General features: G+C 73.0%; 19 protein-coding genes. 13 read left to right on the top strand and 6 right to left on the bottom strand.

The window, feature by feature from the left end; all coding sequences use genetic code 11:
- Positions 1-196: 196 nt before the first annotated feature.
- Together ACH4SI_RS23355 and ACH4SI_RS23360 are read left to right on the top strand one after the other, a co-directional pair.
- Complete coding sequence (locus ACH4SI_RS23355) at positions 197-1,609, top strand: family 2B encapsulin nanocompartment shell protein (protein WP_398298544.1); 1,413 nt, start codon at positions 197-199, stop codon at positions 1,607-1,609.
- A gap of 82 nt (positions 1,610-1,691) precedes the next feature.
- Positions 1,692-3,080, top strand: a complete 1,389-nt coding sequence (locus tag ACH4SI_RS23360) for a family 2B encapsulin nanocompartment shell protein (protein ID WP_398298547.1) — start codon at positions 1,692-1,694, stop codon at positions 3,078-3,080.
- A 31-nt stretch (positions 3,081-3,111) separates the two neighbouring features.
- Here the strand turns inward: ACH4SI_RS23360 and ACH4SI_RS23365 are convergent, their stop codons facing one another.
- From ACH4SI_RS23365 to ACH4SI_RS23380, 4 genes are all read right to left on the bottom strand, one after another.
- Positions 3,112-3,306: a hypothetical protein gene (locus tag ACH4SI_RS23365; RefSeq protein WP_009720740.1), complete on the bottom strand. Its 195-nt coding sequence runs from the start codon at positions 3,304-3,306 to the stop codon at positions 3,112-3,114.
- A 181-nt stretch (positions 3,307-3,487) separates the two neighbouring features.
- Complete coding sequence (locus ACH4SI_RS23370) at positions 3,488-4,624, bottom strand: acyl-CoA dehydrogenase family protein (RefSeq protein WP_398298549.1); 1,137 nt, start codon at positions 4,622-4,624, stop codon at positions 3,488-3,490.
- On the bottom strand, positions 4,621-5,856 hold the full coding sequence (locus ACH4SI_RS23375; RefSeq protein ID WP_398298551.1) for an acyl-CoA dehydrogenase family protein: 1,236 nt from the start codon (positions 5,854-5,856) through the stop codon (positions 4,621-4,623). Before ACH4SI_RS23375 ends, ACH4SI_RS23370 begins: the two co-directional genes overlap by 4 nt.
- A complete protein-coding gene (locus tag ACH4SI_RS23380; RefSeq protein WP_398298553.1) occupies positions 5,853-6,857 on the bottom strand; it encodes an NADPH:quinone oxidoreductase family protein in 1,005 nt (334 codons plus the stop codon). The genes ACH4SI_RS23375 and ACH4SI_RS23380 overlap by 4 nt, the downstream gene beginning before the upstream one ends.
- Positions 6,858-7,100: 243 nt before the next feature.
- On the opposite strand from ACH4SI_RS23380, the gene egtA reads away from it, so the two are divergent.
- The 6 genes from egtA to ACH4SI_RS23410 all read left to right on the top strand — a co-directional run bounded on the left by egtA (position 7,101) and on the right by ACH4SI_RS23410 (position 14,072).
- On the top strand, positions 7,101-8,387 hold the full coding sequence (gene egtA, locus ACH4SI_RS23385) for an ergothioneine biosynthesis glutamate--cysteine ligase EgtA (protein ID WP_398298555.1): 1,287 nt from the start codon (positions 7,101-7,103) through the stop codon (positions 8,385-8,387).
- Positions 8,384-9,718, top strand: coding sequence for an ergothioneine biosynthesis protein EgtB (egtB, locus tag ACH4SI_RS23390; protein ID WP_398298558.1), 1,335 nt, complete (start codon positions 8,384-8,386; stop codon positions 9,716-9,718). Before egtA ends, egtB begins: the two co-directional genes overlap by 4 nt.
- A 42-nt stretch (positions 9,719-9,760) precedes the next feature.
- A complete protein-coding gene (egtC, locus tag ACH4SI_RS23395) occupies positions 9,761-10,516 on the top strand; it encodes an ergothioneine biosynthesis protein EgtC (protein WP_398298559.1) in 756 nt (251 codons plus the stop codon).
- Positions 10,513-11,478 carry an L-histidine N(alpha)-methyltransferase gene (gene egtD, locus ACH4SI_RS23400; protein ID WP_398298560.1) on the top strand — a complete coding sequence of 322 codons (966 nt, stop codon included), beginning with the start codon at positions 10,513-10,515 and terminating at the stop codon, positions 11,476-11,478. The genes egtC and egtD overlap by 4 nt, the downstream gene beginning before the upstream one ends.
- Before the next feature lie 242 nt (positions 11,479-11,720).
- Positions 11,721-12,941, top strand: a complete 1,221-nt coding sequence (locus ACH4SI_RS23405) for a transglycosylase family protein (protein WP_398298561.1) — start codon at positions 11,721-11,723, stop codon at positions 12,939-12,941.
- Positions 12,942-13,007: 66 nt separating this feature from the next.
- Positions 13,008-14,072, top strand: a complete 1,065-nt coding sequence (locus ACH4SI_RS23410; protein WP_398298562.1) for a GDSL-type esterase/lipase family protein — start codon at positions 13,008-13,010, stop codon at positions 14,070-14,072.
- 19 nt (positions 14,073-14,091) lie between these two features.
- On the opposite strand, the gene ACH4SI_RS23415 is transcribed toward ACH4SI_RS23410, so the two are convergent.
- Both ACH4SI_RS23415 and ACH4SI_RS23420 read right to left on the bottom strand, forming a co-directional pair.
- Positions 14,092-15,009 carry an SDR family oxidoreductase gene (locus tag ACH4SI_RS23415; RefSeq protein WP_398298564.1) on the bottom strand — a complete coding sequence of 306 codons (918 nt, stop codon included), beginning with the start codon at positions 15,007-15,009 and terminating at the stop codon, positions 14,092-14,094.
- On the bottom strand, positions 15,006-15,812 hold the full coding sequence (locus ACH4SI_RS23420) for an SDR family oxidoreductase (RefSeq protein WP_398298566.1): 807 nt from the start codon (positions 15,810-15,812) through the stop codon (positions 15,006-15,008). The genes ACH4SI_RS23415 and ACH4SI_RS23420 overlap by 4 nt, the downstream gene beginning before the upstream one ends.
- Before the next feature lie 86 nt (positions 15,813-15,898).
- On the opposite strand from ACH4SI_RS23420, the gene ACH4SI_RS23425 reads away from it, so the two are divergent.
- Genes ACH4SI_RS23425 through ACH4SI_RS23445 form a run of 5 tightly spaced genes read left to right on the top strand, consistent with a single transcriptional unit; the run spans position 15,899 to position 20,899 of the window.
- The gene (locus ACH4SI_RS23425) at positions 15,899-16,669 is read left to right on the top strand and encodes an enoyl-CoA hydratase family protein (RefSeq protein ID WP_398298568.1); all 771 of its coding nucleotides are present in this window, start codon (positions 15,899-15,901) and stop codon (positions 16,667-16,669) included.
- Positions 16,666-17,535 carry a CoA transferase subunit A gene (locus ACH4SI_RS23430; RefSeq protein ID WP_398298570.1) on the top strand — a complete coding sequence of 290 codons (870 nt, stop codon included), beginning with the start codon at positions 16,666-16,668 and terminating at the stop codon, positions 17,533-17,535. Before ACH4SI_RS23425 ends, ACH4SI_RS23430 begins: the two co-directional genes overlap by 4 nt.
- Complete coding sequence (locus ACH4SI_RS23435; protein ID WP_398298572.1) at positions 17,532-18,266, top strand: CoA-transferase subunit beta; 735 nt, start codon at positions 17,532-17,534, stop codon at positions 18,264-18,266. The genes ACH4SI_RS23430 and ACH4SI_RS23435 overlap by 4 nt, the downstream gene beginning before the upstream one ends.
- 29 nt (positions 18,267-18,295) lie before the next feature.
- Entirely contained in the window at positions 18,296-19,354 is a 1,059-nt protein-coding gene (locus ACH4SI_RS23440) for an NAD(P)H-dependent flavin oxidoreductase (RefSeq protein WP_398298805.1), read from the top strand.
- Positions 19,355-19,387: 33 nt separating this feature from the next.
- Entirely contained in the window at positions 19,388-20,899 is a 1,512-nt protein-coding gene (locus tag ACH4SI_RS23445; protein ID WP_398298574.1) for a glutamate synthase subunit beta, read from the top strand.
- The last annotated feature ends 25 nt before the right edge of the window (positions 20,900-20,924 follow it).

The raw sequence follows: 20,924 nt of genomic DNA on the forward strand, positions 1-20,924 counted from the left end.
ACGAGCGCGGCGCGGGCGGGTGGCGCCGAGCGCCCGGTCCCGAATGGGATCGGAGTATTCACGCGCCGCCAATTCCGCAAACCCCTGGTGACGCACTCTTTTGAGTGAATGCACAGCCCAAAATCCGCTGATAGCTTGGCAGTTGCTCGAGCGGAATATCTCTTCAAGTCCGTACAGGGATGGGTGAGCATTCACGATGACGACGTCCGTTGAATCAGGTTCCGGTATCGGCAATCCGCAGCCGCCCACGAGTCTGGGCACGGAGGCGGCACGGAATCTGGCGACGACGACAAAGTCCGTGCCGCAGATGCAGGGCATCACCTCGCGGTGGCTGCTGCGCATGCTGCCGTGGGTGCAGGTGCCGGGTGGTTCGTACCGCGTGAACCGCCGGGCGTCGCACACGCTCGGCGACGGGCGGGTGGAGTTCACCACCAGCGGGTCGGCGGTGCGGGTCATCCCCGTCGAACTGCGCGAGCTGCCGCTCTTGCGGGCCTTCGAGGACACCGCGGTGCTGGAAGCGCTGGCGGACCGCTTCACCCAGCGCGAGTTCGCCCCCGGAGAGTTGCTGGTGGAGGCCGGTCGCCCGGCCGACGAGCTGATCCTGCTCGCCCACGGCAAGGTCGACAAGCTGGCCGAGGGGGCGTTCGACGAGCCCTCGGTGGTCGGCTCGGCCGCCGGCGGCGACCACTTCGGCGAGCGGGAGCTGGCCGCCGCCGAGCCCGGCGCCTGGGGCATCACGGTCAAGGCGGTCACCTCCTGCACGGCGCTGGCCCTGTCCCGGCAGGAGTTCGAGGAGCAACTGGACCGCTCCCGGGAGCTGCGGGCGCATGTGGAGGCGGTCCGCTCGGCGCCGGTGGCCGCGCAGAACGAGCACGGCGAGGCGTCCATCGAGCTGACCTCGGGACACGCGGGCGAACCGGCGCTGCCGGGGACGTTCGCGGAGTACGAGCTGACGCCGCGCGAGTACGAGCTGAGCGTCGCCCAGACGGTCCTGCGTGTCCACACCCGCGTCGCCGACCTCTACAACGAACCGATGAACCAGGTCGAGCAGCAGCTCCGGCTGACCATCGAGGCACTGCGCGAGCGCCAGGAACACGAGCTCGTCAACAACCCCGAGATCGGCCTGCTGCACAACGCGGACCTCTCCCAGCGCATCCACACCCGCAGCGGCCCGCCCACCCCCGACGACCTCGACGCGCTGCTGGCCACCGTCTGGAAGGACCCGGGACTGATCCTGGCCCACCCGCGGGCCATCGCGGCGATCGGCCGGGAGCTGAACAGCCGGGGCATCGTCCCGCAGCACGCCGAGGTGAACGGGCACGCGGTGCCGGCCTGGCGCGGGGTGCCCATCTTCCCGTGCAACAAGATTCCGGTGTCCCACAGCGGGGTCAGCTCGATCCTCGCGCTGCGCACCGGAGAGGAGAACCAGGGCGTCATCGGGCTCCACCGGACCGGAATTCCGGATGAATACCAACCGAGCCTTTCTGTCCGGTTCATGGGAATCAACGACCAGGCCATCATCTCGTATCTCGTCAGCGCCTACTATTCCGCGGCCGTCCTCGTCCCGGACGCGCTCGGAATCCTGGAAAACGTGGAAATCGGACTCTGATGGCCCGGCGGCCACGCCCTCGGCCGCCCGTACGACCTCCCGCAACGCCCCCTCCCGCTACCGAAATGGGTGATGAACACAGATGACCACCTCCGTGGAGTCCGGCGAGCAGCCGCAGAGTCTGGGAACGGCCGCCGCCCGGAATCTGGCGACCACGACCAAGTCCGTCCCGCAGATGCAGGCCAAATCCTCGCGGTGGCTGCTGCGCGTGCTGCCCTGGGTCCAGGTGTCGGCCGGTACGTACCGGGTGAACCGGCGGCTCAGCTACACGGTCGGGGACGGACGGATCGAGTTCATCAGCACCGGATCCGAGGTGCGGGTGATTCCGCCGGAGCTGGGTGAGCTGCCGACGCTGCGCGGCTTCGGCGACACCGCGGTGCTGGAGGCACTGGCGGACGGCTGCGTGCAGCGGGAGTACGCGCCCGGCGATGTGCTGGTCGAGGCGGGGCGCCCGGCGGACCAGGTGTTCCTCATCGCCCATGGCAAGGTCCGGCAGATCGCGCCCGGGGCCTACGACGAGGGCACCGCGCTCGGCCTGCTGGCCGACGGGGAGTACTTCGGCGACTCGGTGCTGACCGGGCCGGAGGGCACCTGGGAGTTCACCGCGCGGGCCGTCACGCGGACCACGGTGCTCACCCTCCCCCGCCGGGTCTTCCAGGAGACCGCCGACCGGTCCGAGGCGCTGCGCGGCCATCTCCAGGAGGCGTCCGGGCGGACCGCGCCCGCGCAGAACCGGAAGGGTGAGGCCGATATCGCGATCACCTCCGGCCACACCGGGGAGCCCGTGATTCCGGGGACGTTCGCGGAGTACGAGCTGAAGCCGCGGGAGTACGAGCTGAGCGTGGCTCAGACGATCCTGCGCGTCCACACCCGCGTCGCCGACCTCTACAACGAGCCGATGAACCAGGTCGAGGAGCAGCTGAAGCTGACCATCGAGGCGCTGCGGGAGCGTCAGGAGCACGAGCTGGTCAACAACAAGGAGTTCGGCCTGCTGCACAATGCCGCCCTCCCCCAGCGCATCCACACCCGCAGCGGCCCGCCCACCCCGGACGATCTGGACGAGCTGCTGGCCCGCCGCCGTAAGACGCAGTATCTGCTGGCGCATCCGCGCACCATCGCCGCCTTCGGCCGCGAGTGCAGCAGCCGGGGGCTGTATCCGCAGGGCGCCGAGGTGGCGGGGGTCGCGGTGCGCGCCTGGCGCGGAGTGCCGCTGCTGCCCTGCAACAAAATTCCGGTGACGGAGTCCGGCACCAGCTCGATCCTCGCGCTGCGCACCGGGGAGGAGAGCCAGGGCGTCATCGGTCTGCACCAGACGGGCATTCCGGATGAGTACGAGCCCAGTCTGAACGTGCGATTCATGGGCATCAACGAGCAGGCCGTGACGTCGTATCTGGTGAGTGCCTACTACTCGGCGGCGGTTCTGGTGCCCGACGCCCTGGGTGTGCTGGAGGACGTCGAGATCGGCCGCTGAGCGGTGGCCGTACCGCGGTCGCGGGCGCCGGTCAGGGGCGCACGCTGCTGACCACGTCCGCGGTCGCGGACAGGCCCTCGGAGATGGTGGGCGCGATGCTGCTGCTCGCCAGGTAGAAGCCCAGCGTGACGCACACCAGTGCATGCGAGACGCGCAGCCCGCCGCTGCGCAGGAAGACCACCGCCAGGATCAGCAGGAGCAGGACCACGGAAATCGAAATGGCCATGGGGAGCCTCCTGGGCCGCTTCAGGGGATCGGGATCCGGCCGTCAGTGTGGCGCAGAATCGCCCTGAATCCACTCGAAGCGGGTACTCCACACGAGTGCCGATCTCCCGTTCGACCTCCGGGTTCCCGCGAGGCCCGGTGAACCCGGCCCGCTGCGGGGCGGATTCACCGGGCGCGGCCGGTCAGCCGGTGGGAGCCGGGAGGTCCACCAGGCCGGCGAGCGCCTGGCGGTGGCGGCCCGGGGTGCCGAGCAGGGTCTCGGCGCTCTTGGCACGCTTGAGGTAGAGGTGCGCCGGGTGCTCCCAGGTCATGCCGATGCCACCGTGCAGCTGCACGCACTCCTCGGCCGCGTGCACCGCCACCTCCCCGCAGTACGCCTGCGCCACGGCCACCGCGACCGGGACGTCCGGGCTGTCGGCGGCCAGCGCGTCGGCGGCGTGCCGGGCGGTGGCGCGGGCCGAGACCAGCTCCAGCCAGAGCGCCGCCATCCGGTGCTTGAGCGCCTGGAACGACCCGACGGGGCGGCCGAACTGATGGCGCTCCTTGGTGTGCCGAACGGTCTCGGTCAGACACCACTCGGCCACGCCCAGCTGCTCGGAGGCGAGCAGTCCGGCGCCGGTCAGCAGCGCCCGTACGACGGCGGCCTGGGCGCGGTCGGGTCCGGCCAGCCGGCGCGCGGGGGCGCCGGTGAGAGTCACCGCGGCGACGGGCCGGGTGAGGTCGAGCGAGGTCAGGGGCTCCACGGAGACGCTGGCTTCCGTGGTCACCACGGCGTACAGGCCGTATCCGTCCGGTCCCTCGGCGGGGACGAGCAGCACATCGGCGCCCGCCGCGCCCGCGACATGGGAGATCCGGCCGCTGAGCGTCCCGTCGCCGTCCACCCGTACGGTGGCGGCCGGGGCGCCGCCGCCGGGGGTGGTGGCCGCGGGGACCGCCAGCGCGCCGACGTCGCGGCCTTCGGCGAGGGTGCCGAGCAGGCGCGCCACGGCGGCCTCGCCGGTGTCGCAGGCCAGCACGGCACTGACCGCGAGGACGGCGCTGGTGAGGTACGGCACGGGGGCGACGGCCCGGCCCAGTTCCTCCATGACGACCGCCGCCTCGCGCGCGGTGGCGCCCTGTCCGCCGAGCTTGTCGGGCACGAGCAGCCCGGCCGTGCCCATCCCGGTGCCCAGTGAGCTCCACAGTCCGGGGTCGTGCGCCCGGCCGCTCTCGGCCTCGGAGAGCACGGCGGCGGGCGGGCAGCGGTCGGTGAGCAGCGACCGCACGGCCGCGCGCAGATCGTCCTCGGCCTCGGTGTAGAGCAGGTCCGGGGTGCTCATCGGGGCAGATCCTTCCACGGGACGTCCTTGTCGGTCCGCGGCTCGGGCGGCAGGCCCAGGACGCGTTCGGCGATGATGTTGAGCAGAACCTCGGAAGTGCCGCCCTCGATGGAGTTGCCCTTGGCACGCAGATAGCGGTAGCCGGCCTCGCGTCCGGTGAAGTCGACAAGTTCGGGGCGGCGCAGCGTCCAGTCGTCGTAGAGCAGGCCCTCATCCCCCAGCAGCTCGACCTCCAGGGCGCTGATCTCCTGGTTGAGCCGGGCGAAGGCGAGCTTCATGGCCGAGCCCTCGGGCCCGGGCTGCCCGACGGCGAGCTGCTGGCCCAGCCGCTCGCCCGCGAGCCGGGCGGCCTCGGCGTCCACCCACAGCCGCAGCAGCCGCTGGTGCAGATCGTGGGTGCGCAGTTCGGGGCGGTCGCGCCAGGTGCCGGAGACCAGGCCGATCATGCCGCCCTCGCGAGGGACGCGGCCGCCGCCGATGGCGACGCGCTCGTTCATCAGGGTGGTCTGGGCGACCCGCCAGCCCTCGCCGATCTCGCCGAGGCGGCGGCTGTCGGGGATGCGCACACCGGTCAGGAAGACCTCGTTGAACTCGGCCTCTCCGGTGATCTGGCGCAGGGGCCGGACCTCGACACCGGGGTCGGTCATGTCGCAGACGAAGTAGCTGATGCCGCGGTGCTTGGGCGCGTCGGGGTCGGTGCGGGCGATGAGGATGGCCCAGCGGGCGAGATGGGCGCTGGACGTCCAGACCTTCTGCCCGTCGACCACCCATTCGTCGCCGTCGCGCACCGCCCGGGTGGCGAGTGCGGCGAGGTCGGAGCCGGCGCCGGGCTCGCTGAACAGCTGGCACCACACCTCCTCGCCGGTCCACAGCGGGCGCAGCAGCCGCTGCCGCTGCTCCTCGGTGCCGAACCCGAGGATGGTGGGCGCGGCCATGCCGAGGCCGATGCCGATGCGGCGGGGGTCGTTGTCGGGTGCGCCGGCGGCCTCGAGTTCTGCGTCCACGACGGCCTGGAGCGAGCGGGGGGCGTCCAGTCCGCCCAGCCCCACCGGGTAGTGCACCCAGGCGAGTCCGGCGTCGAAGCGGGCGCGCAGGAAGTCCAGGCGGTCGGTGGTGGCCGGCGGGTGGGCGTCGAGGAGCGCGCGGGTGCGGTGCCGCAGTCCGTCGGCGTCCACGGCGGCGGTGTCCTGGGCCGTGGCGTTCTCGGCTGTCGGGTTGTGGGGCGTGCTCATCGGGCGCCTCCCGCGGGCTGTCCGGGGACGACCACGACGCGGCCGGTGGTCACACCGTCGGCGACGCGCTGGACGGCGTCCGCGGCCCCCTCTATCGGCACCCGCTCGCTGACCAGCGGTGCGACGGTGCCCTGGGCGGCGAGCTTGGTCAGCTCGTCGTGGCAGGCGCGGATCGCCGCGGGGTCGTGGGTGTTGTAGAGGCCCCAGTGGAGGCCGAGGATGGCGTAGTTCTTGACCAGGGCGTGGTTGAGGGCGGCCTGCGGGACGACGCCGCTGGCGAAGCCGACCACCACGATCCGGCCCTCGAAGGCGATGCACTTGACGGACTGGGCGAAGGCGTCGCCGCCGACGGGGTCGTAGACGACGTCGGCGCCGCGTCCGCCGGTGGCCTCCTTGACCGCGGCCACGATGTCGTCGGCGCGCCGGTCGAGCACCACGTCGCAGCCCAGTTCGCGGGCGACCCGGGCCTTCTCCTCGCCGCCGACGACGCCGATCACCCGCGCCCCGGTCGCCTTGCCGAGCTGGACGGCGGCGCTGCCGACGCCGCCCGCGGCGGCGTGCACCAGCAGCGTGTCCCCGGCCCGCAGCCCGGCCCGGCGGTGCAGTCCGAACCAGCCCGTCTGGTAGCCGATGTGCAGGGCCGCGGCCTGGGCGTCGTCCAGCGCGTCGGGCGCCGGCAGCACGGTGGCCGCGTCGACGGTCACGTACTCGGCGAAGCCGCCCGAGGGGAGCGTGGGGGTGGCCAGGACGCGCGCCCCCACCTCGCCCCGCGCTCCCTCGCCGAGGGCGACGATCTCGCCGCACAGCTCCACGCCCGGGGTGAACGGCATGGGCGGCCGCACCTGGTAGTGGCCGCGGCACAGCAGGGCGTCCGGGAAGTTGACGTTGACGGCCCGGACCCGCAGGAGCACTTCCCCGGGACCGGCCACCGGATCCGGCACGTCGTCGAGGCGCATCACCTCACGCGGCTCGCCATTGTCGTGCACTCGCCATGCCTGCATCCGGTGGCCTCCAGAAGCTTTCGGTAGGGGCGCGGTAACGCGTCGGGGCGTCGTAACGCGTCGGGCGCACATACTAACCAGTCGGTAGGGACAGGGAAACCGGCTCGCACGGCGGCTTCAGCCATCCTGCCTTCCCACCCGGCGCGCGGTGAACTCTTGTGCAACTCTGGAGGCACCCTTGAGCCCGGGACCTCGACGGACAAGAGTGGGTGCCGACATATCGGTTCGTATCACAGCGATCCGATGGCCGGAACGGGACGGGAGATGACGACTGTGCCCGACAGCAAGGCGATCGACGAGGCCGAGATGGAAGCCAGACTCCACGGCATCTGTTTCAAAACCGGTCCCCCGCGACGCATCGGCGTCGAGCTCGAATGGCTCATGTACGACCCGCACGACCCCGCACGACCCATCGAGGCGGCCCGGCTGGAAGCCGCGGTCACCGCCCTGCGCGGACTGCCCCTCGCGTCCGCGCTCACCTTCGAACCCGGCGGCCAGCTGGAGCTCAGCTCCCTCCCGGCCGACTCCCTCACCGCATGCGTGGAGTCCGCCGCCGCCGATCTGGCCCTCGTCCGGGCGCTCCTCGCCGAGCTGGGCCTCGGCATCGCGGGCCATGGACACGACCCCTGGCGTCCGCCGCGCAGGATCCTCGCCACACCCCGCTACGACTCCATGGAGAACTATTTCAACCGCCGGGGACCGGCGGGGCGCTCCATGATGTGCAACACCGCCTCCGTACAGGTCTGCGTGGACGCCGGTCAAGAGGAGCCCGGCCCACTGGGCCTCGGGCGGCGCTGGCGGCTGGCCCATCTGCTGGGCGCCGTACTGACCGCCGCGTTCGCCAACTCTCCGCTGCGTGAGGGCCGCCCGACCGGCTTCCGCTCGACCCGCCAGGCGCTGTGGGCGGCGATGGACCCCGGGCGCACCCTGGCCCCGCCCGACGGCAGGGATCCGCGCGCCACCTGGGCCGGGTACGTGCTGGACGCGCCCGTGATGGCCATCCGGGACGACGGCGCGCGCTGGGCGGTGCCGGACGGCCTCACCTTCCGGGAGTGGGCCCGCACCGGTCTGCCGCGGCCGCCCACCCAGGACGATCTCGACTTCCATGTCTCGACCCTCTTCCCACCCGTCCGGCCGCGCGGCCACCTCGAACTGCGCATGATCGACGCGCAGAGCGGCGAGGACGGGTGGATCGTGCCCCTCGCCGTGACGGTGGCGCTCTTCGACGACCCCCAGGCCGCGGAGACCGTCTACCGCGTGGTGAAGCCGCTCGCCGAGACGGCGGGCGCCCGGCCCGCGCCCTGCAATCCGCTGTGGATGACGGCGACCCGTGACGCCCTGACCGACCCCGAGCTGCGCAACGCCGCCGTGGCCTGCTTCGCCACGGCGCTGGAGGCGCTGCCCCGGATCGGGGCCTCCCCCGCCGTCGTATCCGCCGTCGCCGACTTCGCGGACCGGTATGTCGCCCGTGGCCGATGTCCGGCCGACGATCTGCTCGCCCCCCTTCCCGGGAAGGAGGAACGGTCATGACCGCTTCCGGCCCCGCACTCGACCCCGAGGCGCTGCGACAGCGCGCCGAATCGGTTCTGCGCACCGCGCGCGACCGTACCCACACCCTCACCACCTGCGTGGACGAACACGACCTCACCGCCCAGCACTCCCCCCTGATGTCGCCGCTGGTCTGGGACCTGGCGCACATCGGCAACCAGGAGGAGCAGTGGCTGCTGCGCGCCGTCGGCGGACAGGACGCCCTGCGCCCCGAGATCGACTCGGTGTACGACGCGTTCGAGCATCCGCGCGCGTCGCGCCCCACGCTGCCGCTGCTGGCGCCCGCCGAGGCCCGCGGCTATGTCGCGGACGTACGCAACCGCGTGCTCGACGTCCTGGAGCGGACCGAACTGCGCGGCGCCCCCCTCGTCGACGCGGCCTTCGCCTTCGGCATGATCGCGCAGCACGAACAGCAGCACGACGAGACGATGCTCATCACCCATCAGCTGCGCCGCGGCCCGGCGGCCCTCACCGCCCCGCCACCACCCGACACCGCCGCTGACATCCTGCCGGAAGAGGTGCTGGTCCCGGGCGGCCCGTTCACCATGGGCACCTCGTCCGAGCCCTGGGCACTGGACAACGAGCGCCCCGCCCACCACCGGCTGGTGCCGCCCTTCTTCATCGACACCACCCCGGTGACCAACGGCGCGTACGCGCACTTCATCGCCGACGGCGGCTACACCGAGCGGCGCTGGTGGACCGCCGAGGGCTGGGCGCACATCCAGGAGCACGGCCTGACCGCCCCGCTGTTCTGGCGGCGCGAGGGCGGCCAGTGGCTGCGCCGGCACTTCGGGGTGACCGAGCCGGTGCCGCCCGAGGAGCCGGTGGTCCATGTGAGCTGGTACGAGGCGGATGCCTACGCCCGCTGGGCCGGGCGCCGGCTGCCCACCGAGGAGGAGTGGGAGAAGGCCGCCCGCCACGACCCGGCGAGCGGCCGGTCCCGGCGCTACCCCTGGGGCGACGAGGACCCCACCCCCGACCACGCCAACCTCGGCCAGCGTCATCTGCGGCCCGCACGGGCCGGCAGCTATCCGCGGGGCGCCTCGGGCTTGGGCGTACGGCAGCTGATCGGGGACGTGTGGGAGTGGACGTCGAGCGACTTCCTGCCCTACCCGGGGTTCACCGTCTTCCCCTACCCCGAGTACTCGCAGGTCTTCTTCGGGCCCGGGTACAAGGTGCTGCGCGGCGGCTCCTTCGCCGTGGACGCGGTCGCCTGCCGCGGCACGTTCCGCAACTGGGACCTGCCGATCCGCCGCCAGATCTTCTCGGGCTTCCGCACCGCCCGCGACGCGTCCCCGGCGGAGGCCTCATGAGCGCGCGCCGGCGGGCAGCAGGTTGCTTCCACGGAGGCGCCGGTGTGTAGGCATCTGGCGTATCTGGGGCCCGAGAAGCCCATCGGCGAGGTCGTCATCGCCCCGGAGCACAGTCTGTTCACGCAGTCATGGGCTCCGCGGCGGCAGGCGCACGGCACCGTCAACGCCGACGGGTTCGGCGTCGGCTGGTACGCGCCGGGCGACCCGGTGCCCGCGCGCTACCGGCGCGCCGGGCCCATCTGGGGCGACCTGTCGTTCGCCGATCTCGCCCGGGTGGTACGCACCGGGGCGCTGATGGGCGCGGTACGGGACGCCACCGTGGCGAGCGCCGACGGCGAGGCGGGCGCCTCCCCCTTCGCCTCCGGCGCCTGGCTGTTCAGCCACAACGGAGCCATCAGCGGCTGGCCGCACACGCTCGCGGATCTCGCCGCGTCCCTGCCGCCCGCCGATCTGCTCGGTCTGGAGGCGCGCTGCGACTCGGCGCTCGTCTGGGCGCTGACGCTGCACGCGCTGCGGCTGGGCCACGAGCCGGCCGAGGCGCTGGCCCGGACCACCGAGGCGGTGGCCGCCGCCGCGCCCGGTTCGCGGCTCAACCTGCTGCTCATGGACGGGGAGACGATCGCCGCCACGGCCTGGGGCGACACGCTCTGGTATCTGACCGGCCCGGACCGCGCGGTCGTGGTCGCCTCCGAGCCGTACGACGACGATCCGCGGTGGACCGAGGTCCCCGACCGCACGCTGCTCACCGCCACCCGCTCGGATGTACTCCTCACCGCACTCAAGGAGGGTTCCGCGTGAGCCCCTTCACCGTCACCCGCACCCTGCCCGCCGACGCCACGGCCGCGGCCCTGCGCGCCGATGTCGCCGAAGGGCTGACCCGCACCCCCAAACAGCTGCCGCCGAAGTGGTTCTACGACGCGCGGGGCAGCGAACTCTTCGAGGAGATCACCCGGCTGCCCGAGTACTACCCGACGCGCGCGGAGCGGGAGATCCTGATCGCGCGCGCGGCGGAGATCGCCGACGCCACCGGCGCCCGGACCCTGATCGAGCTGGGCTCCGGGTCCTCCGAGAAGACCCGCCATCTGATCGAGGCCCTGCCGGATCTGCACGCCTACGTTCCGGTGGATGTGAGCGAGAGCGCCCTGGAGCTGGCCGGGCACGCCCTGCTCGCCGACCATCCGGAGCTGACGGTGCACGCGCTGGTCGCCGACTTCCTCGGCGGGCTCTCGCTGCCCGACGACATTCCGGGGCCGCGCCTGCTGGCGTTCCTCGGCGGCACGGTCGGCAATCTGCTGCCGCCCGAGCGGGCGGAGTTCCTGGCCGCGGTGAGCGCCCTGCTGTCGCCGGGGGACGCGCTGCTGCTCGGGACCGACCTGGTCAAGGACGAGGCCACGCTCGTCGCCGCGTACGACGACGCGCAGGGCGTCACCGCGGAGTTCAACAAGAACGTGCTCAGGGTCCTCGACCGCGAACTGGGGGCCGACCTCGACCCGGCGGACTTCGACCATGTCGCCGTGTGGGACGCCGAGCGGGAATGGATCGAGATGCGGCTGCGCGCCGCCAAGGACCTCACCGTGAAGATCCCCGCGCTGGATCTCGCGGTGTCCTTCGCCGCCGGGGAGGAAGTCCGTACCGAGGTGTCCGCGAAGTTCCGGGAGGAGAAGGTGCGGGCCGAACTGGCCGCCGCGGGGCTGGAGTCGCGGCACTGGTGGACCGACGCCGCGGGCCGCTTCGCGCTGTCACTGGCGGTACGGATGTGACGCATGGGGATGGTGGGATGCGGGAGCGGATGATCGTCACCCTGCGTCCCGCTTGAGCCACCGACCGAATTCATGTGATACACATCACATCACCGAAGGAGGGCCGCAGCACAGCGCGTTGTGGCCCTTTTTCGGTGTGAACTCCCTCTTGTTGTGGCCAAATCGGGCCCCTTATGTTTAGCCCGCTTTGGCAGCCCGCCTCATGGGCAGCACCTCACAGGCAGCAGGAGAAGGAGCCGTCCATGCCCTTACGGGGACGCCACCGCCGTTACAAGCCCAACCGCATCTCCCGTGCCTCGCTGAGCGTCACGGCGGGCGGCGCCGGCATCGCACTCCCCCTCGTCGCCGCCACGGGCGCGAACGCCGCCTCCAGCGAGACCTGGGACAAGGTCGCCCAGTGCGAGTCCACGAACAACTGGGACATCAACAGCGGGAACGGCTTCTACGGCGGGCTGCAGTTCACCCAGAGCACCTGGGCGGCGTACGGGGGCACCGCCTACGCGGCGCGGGCCGATCTGGCCACCAAGACCCAGCAGATCGCCGTCGCCGAGAAGGTGCTCGACGGCCAGGGGCCGGGGGCATGGCCGGTGTGCTCGGGGAAGGCCGGTTTGGCGCGGGGCGCCGCCGCGCCGCAGACCGCACCGCAGGTCGTCAAGGCGGTGGCCAAGGAGCGCGCGAACACCACCGAGCAGGTGCGGCACAGCAAGCCGACGCCCACCAGCCTGCCGGGCAACGCGTCCACGAAATCCGGCCCCTATGTGGTCGTCGGCGGCGACACCCTGTCCCGGATCGCCGACGCACAGGATGTGCGCGGCGGCTGGCACGCGCTCTACGAGAACAACCGCGCGACGGTGGGCTCCGACCCCGATCTGATCTACCCCGGCCAGAAGCTCTCCCTGAGCGGGACCAAGGCCACGCAGGAGGCCGAGGGCAAGCCCGCGGCGAAGCCCCAGGCCAGGCACAGAGCCCAGGCCAAGGCGAAGGCCAAGTCCAGGGCCGTACCGCGCCACGCCGAGCGGCACGTGAGCAAGCCCGCCGCGAAGCCCGCCGCCGCCACCGGCTTCACCGCTCCCGTAAGCGGCGTCAGCCCGACCACCTCCTACCGCGCGTCCGGGTCCAGCTGGTCGAGCGGCCATCACACCGGCATCGACTTCCCGGTGGGCGTCGGCACGTCGGTGAAGGCCATGGCCACGGGCCAGGTGGTCTCGGCGGGCTGGGCGGACGCGTACGGGTACGAGGTGGTCATCCGGCACCCGGACGGCAAGTACAGCCAGTACGCGCACCTGTCCCAGCTGTCGGTGCGCGCCGGGCAGGGCGTCAACGTCGGTCAGCAGATCGGTCGTTCGGGCTCGACCGGGAACACCACCGGTCCGCATCTGCACTTCGAGGTGCGCACCGGACCCGCCTATGGCTCGGACATCAACCCGCTGAGCTATCTGCGCGCACACGGCATCAGCATCTGAGGCTTCGCGGCATCTGAAGGCTCTGAGCCGCATGCGCTTTCGGTGGGGCGTGCCAGACTCCGGGTCATGGACGATCGGCCCGCCCCGCTCGACATCGGTGATGACGATCCGTGCCTGACCTACCGGGGCGCGGTGTCCCTTCAGCGCGGCCCCGGCTGGACGGCTCCCTGGCGTCTGCCGTACGAGGACGCCGCGCTGTACCTCCCCGAGGGCGGGCTGGGGCGGGCCGCGATGCCGTCCGGGGTGCGGGTGACCCTGCGCACCGACAGCGTCTCACTCGTCTGCCGCTACCAGGCCGATCCCCCGCCGAGGCTGAACGGCCCCGAGGAGCGGGCCCGGCTCGACGTGGTGTGCGACGGGCGGCGGACGGCCACCGTCGGCCTGGAGACGCACGGCGGGGACGCGGAGGTCCGGGTCGACGGGCTGCCGGGGCGCATGACGACCGTCGAGCTGTGGCTGCCGTACTACCACCAGTTCCGCCTGCGGGGGCTGGCCCTGGACGCGGGCTCGGCCGTCGAGCGGGACAGCGCCGGACAGCGGCCGCGCTGGGTCCACTTCGGCAGTTCCATCTCGCAGGGTCGCGGGGCCGCGTCGCCGAGCCGGACGTGGGCCACCCTGGTGGCGCGCCGCGCCGGCTGGGATCTGACCTCGCTGGCGCTCGGAGCGGCCTGCTGCCTGCAGCCGATGACGGCGCGGCTGATGCGGGACCTCCCGGCCGAGGTGCTCACCATGTGCGTCGGCATCAACATCCAGGCGCTCGGCAGCCACAACCGCGACGCGCTCGCCTCGGCGCTCGTCGGTTTCGTGCGCACCGTTCGGGAGGGCCATCCGGACACCCCGTTCGCCGTGATGTCGACGATCACCGCGCCCGGGCGGGAGGAGGTGGCCGGGCCCTCGGGGATGACGATGCGCGAGTGCCGGGCGCACATACGGCGGGCCGTGGCGCTGCTGCGCGACCACGGCGACAAGAACGTGCATTACGTCCACGGTCCGGAGGTGTTCGGGCCCAGCTGTACGCGGCTGCTGCTGGAGCCGGAGGGGCTGGACCGGCTGCACCCCTCGGCCGACGGTCACCCGGTCTTCGCCTCCCGGTTCATGACGGTTCTGCGGCGCGCCGGATGCGTGCCCTGAGGGTGCGTGTCCGGGCGCGTCAGGACGCCCCGTACACCGGCCCCGGCGGCTGGGCACCGGCGAGCAGCTTCGCCGCGGCCTCACCGGCTTCGGCCGGGGTCCAGCGGGCGCCCTTGTCGGCGGTCGGGCCGGGACGCCAGCCCTCCATGACGGTGATGCGCCCGGCTTCGGCCTCGAAGACCCGTCCGGTGACCCCGGCGCAGGCGGCGGAGCCGAGCCAGACGACGAGCGGTGAGACATTGCCGGGTGCCATCGCGTCGAACGCGCCGGGTTCGTCGGGTGCCGCCATGGTGTCGGCGAAGGCCGACTCCGTCATGCGGGTGCGGGCCGCCGGGGCGATGGCGTTGACCTGGATCCCGTAGCGGCCCAGTTCGGCCGCGGCCACCAGCGTAAGGCCGACGATCCCGGCCTTGGCGGCCGCGTAGTTGCCCTGTCCGACGCTGCCCAGCAGTCCGGCCCCCGAGCTGGTGTTGACGACGCGCGCGGTGGGCGTCCGGCCCGCCTTCGCCTCGGCGCGCCAGTGTGCGGCGGCGTGTTTGAGGGGCAGGAAGTGCCCCTTGAGGTGGACGCGGATCACGGCGTCCCAGTCGTCCTCGCCGAGGTTGACGAGCATGCGGTCGCGCAGGAATCCGGCGTTGTTGACGAGGGTGTCGAGCCGGCCGTAGGTCTCGAGGGCGGCGGCGACGAGGGAGGCCGCGCCGTCGGCGGTGGCGATGTCACCGGCGTGCGCGACGGCCTGGCCGCCGTGGGCGCGTATCTCCTCGACCACCCCCTGGGCGGGGCCCGGGGATTCCCCGGCGCCGTCCGGTCCCACGCCGAGGTCGTTCACGACGACCCGCGCGCCCTCGGCGGCGAAAGCGAGCGCGTGCGCCCGGCCGAGGCCGCGACCGGCGCCGGTGACGACGGCGACGCGTCCGGTGCAGATGCCTGTTGTCATTCTGCTCCTCCTCCTGAGGGTGGTACGTCCGCCTGCGGCTGCGCCGCCGCCAGGAACGCCGGTCGCTCTCCGCCGCCGTGGACGGCCAGGCTCGCGCCGGTGATGTACGCCGCGAGGCCCGAGGCGAGGAAGACGCATGCGTCGCCCGCCTCGGCCGGGGTGGCGAGGCGGCCCAGCGGAACCGTGCGGGACACGGCGGCCACGCCGGTGGCGTCGCCGTAGTGCAGATGCGCGAGTTCGGTGTGGACCATGCCGAGGACCAGGGTGTTGACCCGGATCGCGGGGGCCCATTCCACGGCGAGGGTGCGGGCGAGGTTGTCCAGGCCGGCCTTGGCGGCTCCGTAGGCGGCCGTGCCCGGCGAGGGGCGGGTGCCGCTGACGCTGCCGATCATCACCATCGATCCGCCGCCCTCCTGGTCGCGCATCACCTCGTAGGCGCCGAGGGCAACCGTCATGGGCGCGATCAGGTTCAGTTCGACGACCCGTGCGGCGCGGCGCGGGCCGGAGTCGGCGAGCAGTCCGTACGGGCTGCCTCCGGCGTTGTTGACCAGGATGTCCAGGCGGCCGCACGCGTCGCGCACCCAGGCGAAGAAGTCCGCGACGGCGGCCGCGTCCCGCACGTCCAGCGCCCGGAAGCGGGCCGTGCGCCCGGCGGCCGCGACCGGGCGGTCCGGCGGGCGGCGGGCGCAGACCACGACATCGGCGCCGGCCGCGAGCAGGGCCCGGGCGATGCCCGCGCCGACACCGCGGGTGCCGCCGGTGACGACGGCGACGCGGCCGGACAGGTCGATCGAGACAGCCATGGCCCCTTCTCACCCTCCCGCTGTGTGCCGGGCGCTGCTACCTTCACGCCTAACAAACGTTTGGTGGAAAGGTAGCGGATCTGCTCATGGGTGTCTCCACCTCCGTCCCCGAAGCGGGCGTCGCCGTCGTCACCGTGGACTTCCCACCGGTCAACGCCCTTCCCGTGCACGGCTGGCACGAGCTGGCCGACGCGCTGCGCGCCGCGGGTGCCGACCCCGACATGCGCTGCGTGGTCCTGGCCGCCGAGGGCCGGGGGTTCAACGCGGGGGTGGACATCAAGGAGATGCAGCGCGCCGAGGGGCACCAGGCGCTCATCGGCGCCAATCACGGCTGCCACGCGGCGTTCGCGGCCGTCTACGACTGCCCGGTTCCGGTCGTCGCCGCGGTGCACGGCTTCTGTCTCGGCGGCGGCATCGGCCTGGCGGGCAACGCGGACGCGATCGTGGCGGCCGAGGACGCGACGTTCGGGCTGCCGGAGCTGGACCGGGGAGCGCTGGGCGCGGCCACCCATCTGGCCCGTCTCGTCCCCCAGCATCTGATGCGCGCGCTGTACTACACCTCGCGCACCGCGACCGCCGAGGAGTTGCACCGGCACGGCTCGGTGTGGCGGGTGGTGCCGCGCGCCGGCTTACGGGACGCGGCCCTGGAACTGGCCCGGGAGATCGCCGCCAAGGACGGTGCGCTGCTGCGGCTCGCCAAGGCGGCCATCAACGGCATCGACCCGGTCGACGTCCACCGCAGCTACCGCTTCGAGCAGGGCTTCACCTTCGAGGCGAATCTCGCGGGACTCTCCGACAGCCACCGGGACGCGTTCGTCTCGGGCGGGTCCGGAAGCGCGGGCGGTGAGGGGCGGTGAGCGACAAGCGGATGAGCGCCGAGGAGGCGGTCGGCCGGATCGAGAGCGGCATGACCGTCGGCATCGGCGGCTGGGGCTCCCGGCGCAAGCCGATGGCGCTGGTGCGCGCGCTGCTGCGCTCGGACGTCCGGGACCTGACCGTGGTCTCGTACGGCGGGCCCGACGTCGGGTTGCTGGCCGCCGCCGGGAAGATCCGCAAGCTGGTCACGGCGTTCGCCACGCTCGATTCGATACCGCTGGAGCCGCACTTCCGGGCGGCGCGCGAGCGCGCGGACTTCGAGCTGGTGGAGCTGGACGAGGCGATGTTCCTGTGGGGGCTGACCGCGGCCGTGCACCGGCTTCCCTTCCTGCCGATACGGGCGGGCCTCGGGTCGGACGTGATGACGGTCAACCCCGGGTTGCGGACGGTGGTCTCGCCGTACGAGGACGGCGAGGAGCTGGTGGCGGTGCCCGCGCTGCGGCTGGACGTGGCGCTCGTCCACCTCAACCGGGCCGACGCGCAGGGCAACGGCCAGTATCTGGGCCCCGATCCGTACTTCGACGATCTGTTCTGCGAGGCGGCGGAGCAGGCGTATCTCTCCTGCGAACGCGTCGTCGCCGCCTCGGAGTTCCTGGCGGCGGCCGGTCCGCAGTCCCTGCTGGTGGGGCGCCATGCGGTGACCGGTGTGATCGAGACCCCGCATGGCGCGCACTTCACGTCCTGCGCCCCCGACTACGGACGGGACGAGGCGTTCCAGCGCGCGTACGCGAAGGCCGCCGCCGACCCGGCGGCCTGGCAGGCGTTCGCCCGGCGGTTCCTGACGGGGGACGAGGACACGTACCAGGCCGCGGTCGCGGCGTACGCGAAGGAGGGCGTGGGGCTATGACCGTCACCCGGGCCGAGTACTGCGTGCTGGCCTGCGCCGAGGCGTGGCGGGGCGACGGGGAGGTGCTGGCCGCCCCGATGGGCCTCGTACCGCGGCTCGGCGCCCGGCTGGCGCGGCTCACCTTCGCACCCGACCTGCTGCTCACCGACGGCGAGGCGCTACTGGTCGGCGCCGACGACGAGACCGTGGAGGGCTGGCTGCCGTACCGCCGCCACCTCGGGCTGGTCATGGGCGGCAAGCGCCACGTGATGATGGGCGCGAGCCAGCTCGACGCCCATGGCAACCAGAACATCTCCTGCGTCGGCGACTGGAAGCGGCCCCGGCGGCAGCTGCTGGGAGTGCGCGGAGCGCCCGTCAACACCCTCAACAATCCGACGAGCTACTGGGTGCCCCGGCACTCCCCGCGCGTCTTCGTCGAACGCGTCGACATGGTGTGCGGCGTCGGCTACGACCGGGCCGCCGCCGTCGGTCCCGCCGCCACCCGCTTCCACCGCATCCCCCGCGTGGTGACCGACCTGGCGGTGCTCGACTTCGACACACCGGACCGCACCATGCGGGTGCGCTCCCTGCACCCGGGGGTGTCCGCCGAGCGGGTGCGGGAGGCGACCGGCTTCCCGCTCGCCATCGCCGACGGCGTTCCCGCCACCCGGGAGCCGACCGCCGAGGAGCTGCGGCTGATCCGGGAGGTCATCGATCCGGCGGGGCTGCGCGAGTGGGAGGTACGGCCCTGATGGACGCGGCGCGGACGGACACGGCGCCGATGGACACCGCGCTGACCCGGCTCGTCGGCGTCCGGTATCCGATCGTCCAGACGGGCATGGGGTGGGTGGCGGGCCCCCGGCTGGTCTCGGCGGCCGCCGACGCCGGGGCGCTGGGCATCCTCGCCTCCGCCACGATGTCCCCGGAGCGGCTGCGGTCGGCCGTGCGGGAGGTCGCGTCCCGCACCGAGGCACCGTTCGGCGTCAATCTGCGGGCCGACGCGGGGGACGCCGCGGAACGGGTGGGGATCATCATCGAGGAGGGCGTACGGGTGGCGTCCTTCGCGCTGGCGCCGAAGCGGGAGCTGATCTCCCGGCTGAAGGACGCGGGCGTGGTGGTCATCCCGTCCGTGGGCGCCCGGCGGCACGCCGAGAAGGTGGCGGCCTGGGGCGCGGACGCGGTGGTGGTGCAGGGCGGCGAGGGCGGCGGGCACACCGGCGAGGTGGCCACCACGGTGCTGCTCCCCCAGGTCGTGGACGCGGTGGACATCCCGGTGGTGGCCGCGGGCGGCTTCCACGACGGGCGCGGCCTGGTGGCGGCCCTCGCGTACGGGGCGGCCGGGATCGCCATGGGCACCCGCTTCCTGCTGACCTCCGACAGCACCGTCCCGGCCGCGGTGAAGGCCCGCTACCTGGCGGCGGCGGCCTCGGACGTCACGGTCACCACCGCGGTGGACGGGCTCCCCCACCGGATGCTCCGCAGCGAGCTGGTCGCCTCCCTCGAGCACTCCGGGCGCACCGCCGCCCTGGTGCGCGCCGTGCGCCACGCCGCGGCCTTCCGGCGGCTGTCCGGGCTGAGCTGGACGCGCATGGTGCGCGACGGCCGGGCGATGCGGCGCGCCAAGGGGCTCTCCTGGAGCCAGGTGCTGCTGGCCGCCAACACCCCGATGCTGCTGAAGGCGTCGATGGTGGACGGGCGCACCGACGCCGGCGTGATGGCCTCCGGGCAGGTGGCGGGGGTGATCGACGATCTGCCGTCGTGCACGGAGCTGGTGCAGCGGATCATGGCCGAGGCCGCCGCGGCCCTGGACCGGATGCCCGGCGGCCGTACAGTGGGGTGAAAGCGGCCAGACCAGGACACACTGGAGGAGGTCATGGCCGACCCCAAGAGCTTTCTCACCACCCCACGCCGCCTTCCCGCCCGCCGCCCGGTGGAGGAGCGGGTGCGCGACTGGGACGAGGTGTACGTACCCGGCGGACTGCTGCCGATCATCACCGCGCAGGCCGATCGCTGCATGGACTGCGGGGTCCCGTTCTGCCATGACGGCTGTCCGCTGGGGAATCTCATCCCGGACTGGAACGATCTGGTGTCCCGTGACGACTGGCGGCGGGCGAGCGAGCGGCTGCACGCGACCAACAACTTTCCGGAGTTCACCGGCCGGCTGTGCCCGGCGCCCTGCGAGAGCGCGTGCGTACTGGCGATCAACCAGCCCGCGGTGACCATCAAGAACGTCGAGGTCGCCATCGCCGACCGGGCCTGGGAGAGCGGCTACGCGGTCCCGAAGCCCCCGGAGCGGCTGTCGGGGCGGACGGTGGCCGTGATCGGCTCGGGTCCCGCGGGGCTGGCCGCCGCCCAGCAGCTCACCCGCGCGGGGCACACGGTGGCGGTGTACGAGCGGGACGACCGGGTGGGCGGGCTGCTGCGGTACGGCATCCCCTCGTTCAAGATGGAGAAGCATCACCTGGACCGGCGGCTGTGGCAGATGCGCGCGGAGGGCACCAAGTTCCGTACCGGCGTCGGCGTGGGCACCGACGTGGACGCCGCCGAGCTGAGGGCGCGCTACGACGCGCTGGTGATAGCGGTGGGCGCGCGGGCCTGGCGCGAACTGCCGGTGCCGGGCCGGGAGCTGGCCGGAATCCACCAGGCGATGGAGTACCTGCCGCTGGCCAACCGGGTCCAGGAGGGCGACTACGACCGGCCGCCGATCACCGCCGAGGGCAAGCACGTGGTCATCGTCGGCGGCGGGGACACCGGCGCCGACTGCCTGGGCACGGTGCTGCGGCAGGGCGCCGCCTCGGTGACCCAGCTGGACATCCACCCCCGGCCCGGTGACGAGCGTACGGAGGGCGAGCCCTGGCCCACGTACCCCAAGATCTACCGGATGTCCGCCGCGCACGAGGAGGCGCGGGAACTGACGGCCTCCCCGGAGGCGGACGTGGACGCCCGGGTGTTCTCGGCCGCCACCGTCCGCTTCGAGGGGGACGCACCGGGCCCGGGGCGGCCGCACGGCAGGGTCCGGGCGCTGCGCCTCGTCGGGGCCGTTCCCGACGGGGCCGAGGCACCCGGGGACGGGCGCGGCGAGCGGGTGCTACGGGCCGATCTGGTGCTGCTCGCGCTCGGCTTCCGCGGCCCGGAGCGGGACGGCGGACTGTTCGGCCAACTCGGTCTGGAGCTGGACGCGCACGGCAACATCGCCCGCGACGCCGATTTCGGAACCGGCCGGGAGGGCGTCTTCGTGGCGGGCGACGCGGGACGCGGGCAGTCGCTGATCGTGTGGGCGATCGCCGAGGGCCGCTCGGCGGCGGCCGCCGTGGACCGCTTTCTGGCCGGTGACACCGCCCTCCCGGCCCCGGTCAGGCCGACGGACCGGCCCATGACGGCCTGAGCCGGAGCCCGGGCCGGGTTCGAGC

Source organism: Streptomyces sp. NPDC021212, assembly GCF_044332925.1.
Lineage (GTDB): Bacteria > Actinomycetota > Actinomycetes > Streptomycetales > Streptomycetaceae > Streptomyces.